A 6493-nucleotide genomic window follows, 5' to 3' on the forward strand; every position below is an offset into this window, starting at 1 on the left:
GCCCGTCCGGCGTTCGAGGATCGAGGGGGACTACTCCTCCGAAGCCGCGGCGTCCGAGGCCGCGGCGTCCGGGGCCGCGGCGTCCGGGGCCGCGGCGTCCCCCTCCAGCAGCCGCGAGAGCTGCCGTCCGAGGATCCGCTTGAACTTCCGCTGCTGCGGCCGCGTCCGGTCCAGCACCGCGACCTCCAGCTGCTCGGCCGTCAGCGTGCGCTCCGCGCCGTTGCTGTCACGCGTCAGGGACTCGACGGCCAGCTTCAGCGCCTCGGACAGCGTCATCCCGTCGCGATGCCGCTGATCGAGATAGTTGCTGATCTGATCGGCGTTGCCACCGACCGCGACCGAACCGTGCTCGTCCACGATCGACCCGTCGTGCGGCAGCCGGTAGATCTGATCGTCCTCGGGGCCCGCCCCGACCTCCGCGACGATCAGTTCCACCTCGTACGGCTTCTCCCCCGCACTCGAGAAGATCGTGCCGAGCGTCTGCGCGTAGACGTTGGCCAGCCCGCGGGCGGTCACGTCGTCGCGGTCGTAGGTGTAACCCCGCAGGTCCGCGTAGCGCACGCCGCCGATGCGGAGGTTCTCGAACTCGTTGTACTTGCCCACCGCCGCGAAGGCGATCCGGTCGTAGATCTCGCTGACCTTGTGCAGGGCACGGGACGGGTTCTCGGCGACGAACACGACGCCATCGGTGTACTGGAGGACCACGACGCTGCGGCCGCGCGCGATGCCCTTGCGGGCGTACTCGGCGCGGTCGGCCATGGCCTGCTGGGGTGAGACATAGAACGGCGTCGACACCGCTATCCGTCCCTTTCTGTAAATGACGAGGACGACAAGGACATCAGAGCAGCGCGGCCCGCGGGCCGTCCGGCTCCTCCAGCCGCCGCTCGTGGATCGCCCGGACGATCTCCGAGCACTCCGCCTCGGTGAGCCGGCGGAAGCCCTCGTCCGTGATCACCGTGACGATCGGGTAGATGCGCCGCGCCAGATCCGGACCACCGGTCGCGGAGTCGTCGTCGGCGGCGTCGTACAGCGCCTGGACCACCAGCGTGGCGGCCTGACTCTCCGTCAGGTCGTCCCGGAAGAGCTTCTTCAGCGCACCCCGGGCGAAGAGCGAACCGGAGCCCGTGGCGGCGAAGCCGTGCTCCTCGGAACGCCCGCCGGTCACGTCGTAGGAGAAGATGCGGCCCTTCTGCCGGTCCACGTCCCACCCGGCGAACAGCGGCACCACGGCCAGGCCCTGCATGGCCATGCCGAGGTTGCTGCGGATCATCGTCGACAGCCGGTTCGCCTTGCCCTCCAGCGAGAGCGGGACGCCTTCGACCTTCTCGAAGTGCTCCAGTTCCAGCTGGAAGAGCTTGACCATCTCCACCGCCAGCCCGGCCGTGCCGGCGATGCCGACGGCCGAGTACTCGTCGGCGGGGAACACCTTCTCGATGTCCCGCTGGGCGATCACATTGCCCATCGTGGCCCGCCGGTCACCGGCGAGCACCACCCCGCCGGGGAACGACGCGGCGACGATGGTCGTACCGTGCGGGATCTCCAGGGCGCCCTGCACGACGGGCAGCTGCCGGTTGCGCGGCAGCAGCTCCGGCTGGTGCTGGGCGAGGAAGTCCATGAACGACGACGAGCCGGGCGTCAGGAAGGGAGCCGGCAGACGCCCGGTACCAGAGAAATTGGCTTCCACACGATTCCTTCGAAGAGATCTTGGAAATACTGCTGGGACCATACCCCCGGGCCGCGGGGCGGCCACCCCGCGCCCTGCGGGGCCCGAGACGGTGAGCCCGCTCTACTGCCCGCCCTTTTGTACGAACGAACGTACGAAGTCCTCGGCGTTCTCTTCGAGCACATCATCGATCTCGTCGAGCACCGAGTCCACGTCGTCCGACAGCTTCTCCTGGCGCTCCTTGAGGTCCTCGGAGACCTGTGCGTCCTGCGCCTGCTCCTCGACCTCCTCGGTCGAGCGCGTGGCCTTCTGCTGTCCGCCGCCGGTGTCCTTGGTCGTCATACCCCTCACCCCGCTCGTTTCGACGTACACGTGACGTACAAGATCAGACCCTAAAGCAGGCTCCGGTTCCGCGCCCTGCACTTGCTACAACGTCCCGGAGCCACCGTGATGATTCCCGCTTCGCCCCCTCCCCAGACCCCGCTCAGCCCCCGGACAGCACCCGGACCAGGTCCTCGGCCGTGCGGCAGCGGTCCAGGAGCTCCTTGACGTGGTTGCGGGTGCCCCGCAGGGGTTCCAGGGTCGGGACACGCTGGAGGGAGTCCCGGCCGGGCAGGTCGAAGATCACCGAGTCCCAGGAGGCCGCCGCCACGTCGTCGGCGTACTGCTCCAGGCAGCGGCCGCGGAAGTAGGCACGGGTGTCCTCGGGCGGGGCCGTGCGGGCCCGCTCGACCTCGCTCTCGTCCAGGAGGCGCTTCATCCGGCCGCGGGCGGCCAGCCGGTTGTACAGCCCCTTCTCCGGACGGACATCGGCGTACTGGAGGTCGACGAGGTGCAGCCGGGCCGCGTCCCAGTCGAGGCGGTCGCGGCGGCGGTAGCCCTCCAGGAGCTCGCGCTTGGCGACCCAGTCCAGCTCGCCGGCCAGGCTCATCGGATCGCGCTCCAGCCGGTTCAGCACGTCCTCCCAGCGGCTGAGGACGTCCTTGGTCTGCTCGTCGGCGTCCGCGCCGAAGCGGTCCTCCACGTATTTGCGGGCGAGCTCGAAGTACTCCATCTGGAGCTGTACCGCGGTGAGTGTGCGACCGCTGCGGAGAGTGACCAGCCGGCGCAGTGTCGGGTCGTGGCTGACCTGGTGGAGGGTGCGGACGGGCTGTTCGACGGCGAGGTCGGCGGCGATGAAACCGTCCTCGATCATCGACAGGACGAGCGCGGTGGTGCCGAGCTTGAGGTAGGTGGAGATCTCGGAGAGGTTGGCGTCCCCGATGATCACGTGGAGCCGGCGGTACTTCTCGGCGTCGGCGTGCGGTTCGTCCCGGGTGTTGATGATGGGCCGTTTGAGGGTGGTCTCCAGCCCGACCTCGACCTCGAAGTAGTCCGCGCGCTGGCTGATCTGGAAGCCGTGCTCGTGGCCGTCCTGGCCGAGGCCGACGCGGCCGGCGCCGGTGACGACCTGGCGGGAGACGAAGAAGGGCGTCAGGTGGCGCACGATGTCCGAGAAGGGGGTCTCCCGCTTCATCAGGTAGTTCTCGTGCGTGCCGTAGGAGGCGCCCTTGTTGTCGGTGTTGTTCTTGTAGAGGTGGATGGGCTGGGCGCCGGGGAGCTGGGCGGCCCGTTCGGCGGCCTCGGCCATGATCCGCTCGCCGGCCTTGTCCCAGAGGACGGCGTCGCGGGGGTTGGTGATCTCGGGGGAGCTGTACTCCGGGTGGGCGTGGTCGACGTAGAGCCGGGCGCCATTGGTGAGGATGACGTTGGCCAGACCGATGTCCTCGTCGGTGAGCTGGCTGGAGTCCGCGGCCTCGCGGGCGAGGTCGAAGCCGCGGGCGTCCCGCAGTGGGTTCTCCTCCTCGAAGTCCCAGCGGGCACGGCGTGCCCGGTGCATCGCGGCCGCGTAGGCGTTGACGATCTGGGACGAGGTGAGCATGGCATTGGCGTTCGGGTGACCGGGGACGGAGATCCCGTACTCCGTCTCGATGCCCATTACTCGCCGTACGGTCATGCGGCCCTCCTTGCCCGGTGGCGCCCCGGGTGGGGTCGTCACTCAAGTACCGCTGCGCATCCGATCCGTGTGTGCGTCCCCCTCGCGTTCCGCGGCGGTACCGAAGAGCCTAGAACGGCTTTGCGGTCCTGGGGAGATCATTACAGTCATTGCTCGGGTTCGTGCCGTGGTCACGCCGGGTGGCGTGGCCGTAAAACACGTCCGGCCGCGGACGTCCTCGCCGGCCCCGCCGAGGCGGGGAGGGGACATCCGCAGCCGGACGACGGTGTTACAGGTACTGGCCGGTATTGGCCACGGTGTCGATGGAGCGACCCGTGTCCGCGCCTTGCTTTCCGGTGACGAGCGTCCGGATGAAGACGATCCGCTCGCCCTTCTTCCCGGAGATGCGGGCCCAGTCGTCGGGGTTGGTGGTGTTCGGGAGGTCCTCGTTCTCCTTGAACTCGTCGACGCAGGCGGCGAGCAGGTGGGAGACGCGCAGACCCTTCTGGTTGTGGTCGAGGAAGGCCTTGATGGCCATCTTCTTGGCCCGGTCCACGATGTTCTGGATCATGGCTCCGGAGTTGAAGTCCTTGAAGTAGAGGACTTCCTTGTCACCGTTGGCGTAGGTGACCTCCAGGAAGCGGTTCTCCTCGGACTCGGCGTACATCTGCTCGACGACCGACTGGATCATGCCCTCGATGGTGGCGCGGGCATCCCCACCGTGCTCGGCCAGGTCGTCGGCGTGGAGCGGGAGGGACTGCGTGAGGTACTTGGAGAAGATGTCCTTGGCGGCCTCCGCGTCCGGACGCTCGATCTTGATCTTCACATCGAGACGGCCGGGGCGCAGGATCGCGGGGTCGATCATGTCCTCGCGGTTGGAGGCGCCGATGACGATGACGTTCTCCAGGCCCTCGACGCCGTCGATCTCCGAGAGCAGCTGCGGGACGATCGTGTTCTCCACGTCCGAGCTGACGCCGGAGCCGCGGGTGCGGAAGAGGGAGTCCATCTCGTCGAAGAAGACGATGACGGGGGTGCCCTCGCTGGCCTTCTCCCGGGCACGCTGGAAGATCAGCCGGATGTGGCGCTCGGTCTCGCCGACGTACTTGTTGAGGAGCTCGGGGCCCTTGATGTTGAGGAAGAAGCTCTTCCCCGCGGGCTGGCCGGTGACCTCGGCGACCTTCTTGGCAAGGGAGTTGGCGACCGCCTTGGCGATGAGCGTCTTGCCGCAGCCGGGCGGGCCGTAGAGCAGGACGCCCTTGGGCGGGCGCAGTTCGTGCTCCTTGAAGAGGTCGGGGTAGAGGTAGGGGAGCTCGACGGCGTCGCGGATCAGCTCGATCTGGTTGCCCAGACCGCCGATCTTGGAGTAGTCGATGTCCGGGACCTCTTCGAGGACGAGTTCCTCGACCTCGCTCTTCGGGATGACTTCGTAGACGTAGCCGGACCGGGGTTCGAGCAGCAGGGCGTCGCCGGGGCGGATGGTGGTGTCCAGCAGGGGCTCGGCGAGCCTCACCACCCGTTCCTCGTCGGTGTGCCCGATGACCAGGGCGCGTTCGCCGTCCTCGAGGATCTCCTTGAGGGTGACGATGTCCCCGGCGCGCTCGTAGGCCATGGCCTCGACCACGTTGAGGGCTTCGTTGAGCATGAGCTCCTGGCCGGGCCTGAGGTCCTCGAGGGGGACGCTCGGGCTGACGTTGACGCGGAGCTTGCGGCCGCCGGTGAAGATGTCGGCGGTTCCGTCGTCGTTCGCCTGCAGGAAGACGCCGAAGCCGGCCGGCGGCTGCGCGAGCCGGTCGACCTCCTCCTTGAGGGCCACGATCTGGTCGCGGGCCTCACGGAGGGTGTTGGCGAGTCGCTCGTTCTGTGCGGAGACGCCGGCCAGGTTCGTCTGGAGCTCGACGATCCGCTCTTCGAGAATCCTCGTGTGACGCGGAGAGTCGGCGAGCTTGCGTCGCAGGACGGCGATCTCCTGCTCGAGATAGGCAACCTGGCCCGCGGGGTCGTCGGATCCCCGTCCCGGCCGGATGCCGCGGTTCATGTCGTCGTCGTGGGCTGCCACGGTCCTCACCTCCTCCAAGGGGAGCTGGACGCTTCCAGACCCTACCTGGGCCGGTGCAGGTTGAAACCCCTAGATCACAAACCCGGTCGGAGTGTGTCCGATCTTCACCCTTGCGCACGTCCTCACGTGAGGGGAATACCCACCCATCAACATCGGAAAGCGGGCGGTTGTATCGTCGACTCGGTCAACACCCGTCAGGGCTGGCTCCAATTGGTTCACATATGTAGGAACGGCAGGCGATACGACCGTGCACGACGATGATCTCCCGGCCCTGGAAGTCTGGATCGACCAGGACCTGTGCACCGGTGACGGCATCTGCGCCCAGTACGCCCCCGAGGTCTTCGAGCTGGACATCGACGGGCTCGCGTACGTGAAGAGCGCCGACGACGAGCTGCTCCAGGAAAAGGGTGCCACGACGCCGGTGCCGTTGACGCTCCTGAACGACGTGCGGGACTCGGCGAAGGAGTGCCCGGGCGACTGCATCCACGTCCGTCGCGTCTCGGACAAGGTCGAGGTCTACGGCCCCGACGCCGAGTGACGGGCCGGGCGCGGGGAGCGACCGGTCAGGCGGTCCCCGCGGGCGGCAGGGCGGTGAGGGCGAACTTCCCGTCGCGCCAGCGCCACTTGACGGCGCGGCGCAGGTCCGGGCAGCAGCGGGGTACCCGGGCGCCGGAGTAGCCGAGCAGAGTGGCCGAAATCGTGTCCCCAGCTCCGTCTCGCCCGGCCGCTGGCGGCAGACCTGCGCCGGCCCTGGGAGAAGCCCGCCGCGGCCGACCGTCTCACCCCCGCCCGTGTCCGC

6 protein-coding genes are annotated in these 6493 nt (G+C 68.3%); 1 reads left to right on the forward strand and 5 read right to left on the reverse strand.

Going from position 1 to position 6493, the window contains the following annotated elements; genetic code table 11:
- Window positions 1–30: 30 nt before the first annotated feature.
- The 5 genes from prcA to arc form a co-directional block, all read right to left on the reverse strand.
- On the reverse strand, window positions 31–795 hold the full coding sequence (gene prcA, locus AB0K09_RS27890; protein WP_366068180.1) for a proteasome subunit alpha: 765 nt from the start codon (window positions 793–795) through the stop codon (window positions 31–33).
- Window positions 796–838: 43 nt separating this feature from the next.
- A complete protein-coding gene (gene prcB, locus AB0K09_RS27895) occupies window positions 839–1684 on the reverse strand; it encodes a proteasome subunit beta (protein WP_366068181.1) in 846 nt (281 codons plus the stop codon).
- A gap of 102 nt (window positions 1685–1786) precedes the next feature.
- Window positions 1787–2005, reverse strand: a complete 219-nt coding sequence (locus AB0K09_RS27900; protein WP_366068182.1) for a ubiquitin-like protein Pup — start codon at window positions 2003–2005, stop codon at window positions 1787–1789.
- Window positions 2006–2147: 142 nt separating this feature from the next.
- Window positions 2148–3659 carry a depupylase/deamidase Dop gene (gene dop / locus AB0K09_RS27905; RefSeq protein WP_366068183.1) on the reverse strand — a complete coding sequence of 504 codons (1512 nt, stop codon included), beginning with the start codon at window positions 3657–3659 and terminating at the stop codon, window positions 2148–2150.
- Window positions 3660–3927: 268 nt separating this feature from the next.
- Window positions 3928–5694 (reverse strand): proteasome ATPase, encoded by a 1767-nt coding sequence (gene arc, locus AB0K09_RS27910; protein WP_366068184.1) that lies wholly within the window; start codon window positions 5692–5694, stop codon window positions 3928–3930.
- A gap of 247 nt (window positions 5695–5941) precedes the next feature.
- Here arc and AB0K09_RS27915 point away from each other — a divergent pair, with 247 nt between their 5' ends.
- Entirely contained in the window at window positions 5942–6232 is a 291-nt protein-coding gene (locus tag AB0K09_RS27915; protein WP_366068185.1) for a ferredoxin, read from the forward strand.
- Window positions 6233–6493: the final 261 nt, after the last annotated feature.

Origin of the sequence: Streptomyces sp. NPDC049577 (assembly GCF_040675635.1) — a bacterium.
In the GTDB taxonomy this organism is placed as follows: Bacteria; Actinomycetota; Actinomycetes; order Streptomycetales; family Streptomycetaceae; genus Streptomyces.

Excerpts from the sequence above, each read along its gene's own strand:
- AB0K09_RS27900 (WP_366068182.1), bottom strand. The coding sequence starts at position 2,005 with ATGACGACCAAGGACACCGGCGGCGGACAGCAGAAGGCCACGCGCTCG.
- dop (WP_366068183.1), bottom strand. The coding sequence starts at position 3,659 with ATGACCGTACGGCGAGTAATGGGCATCGAGACGGAGTACGGGATCTCC.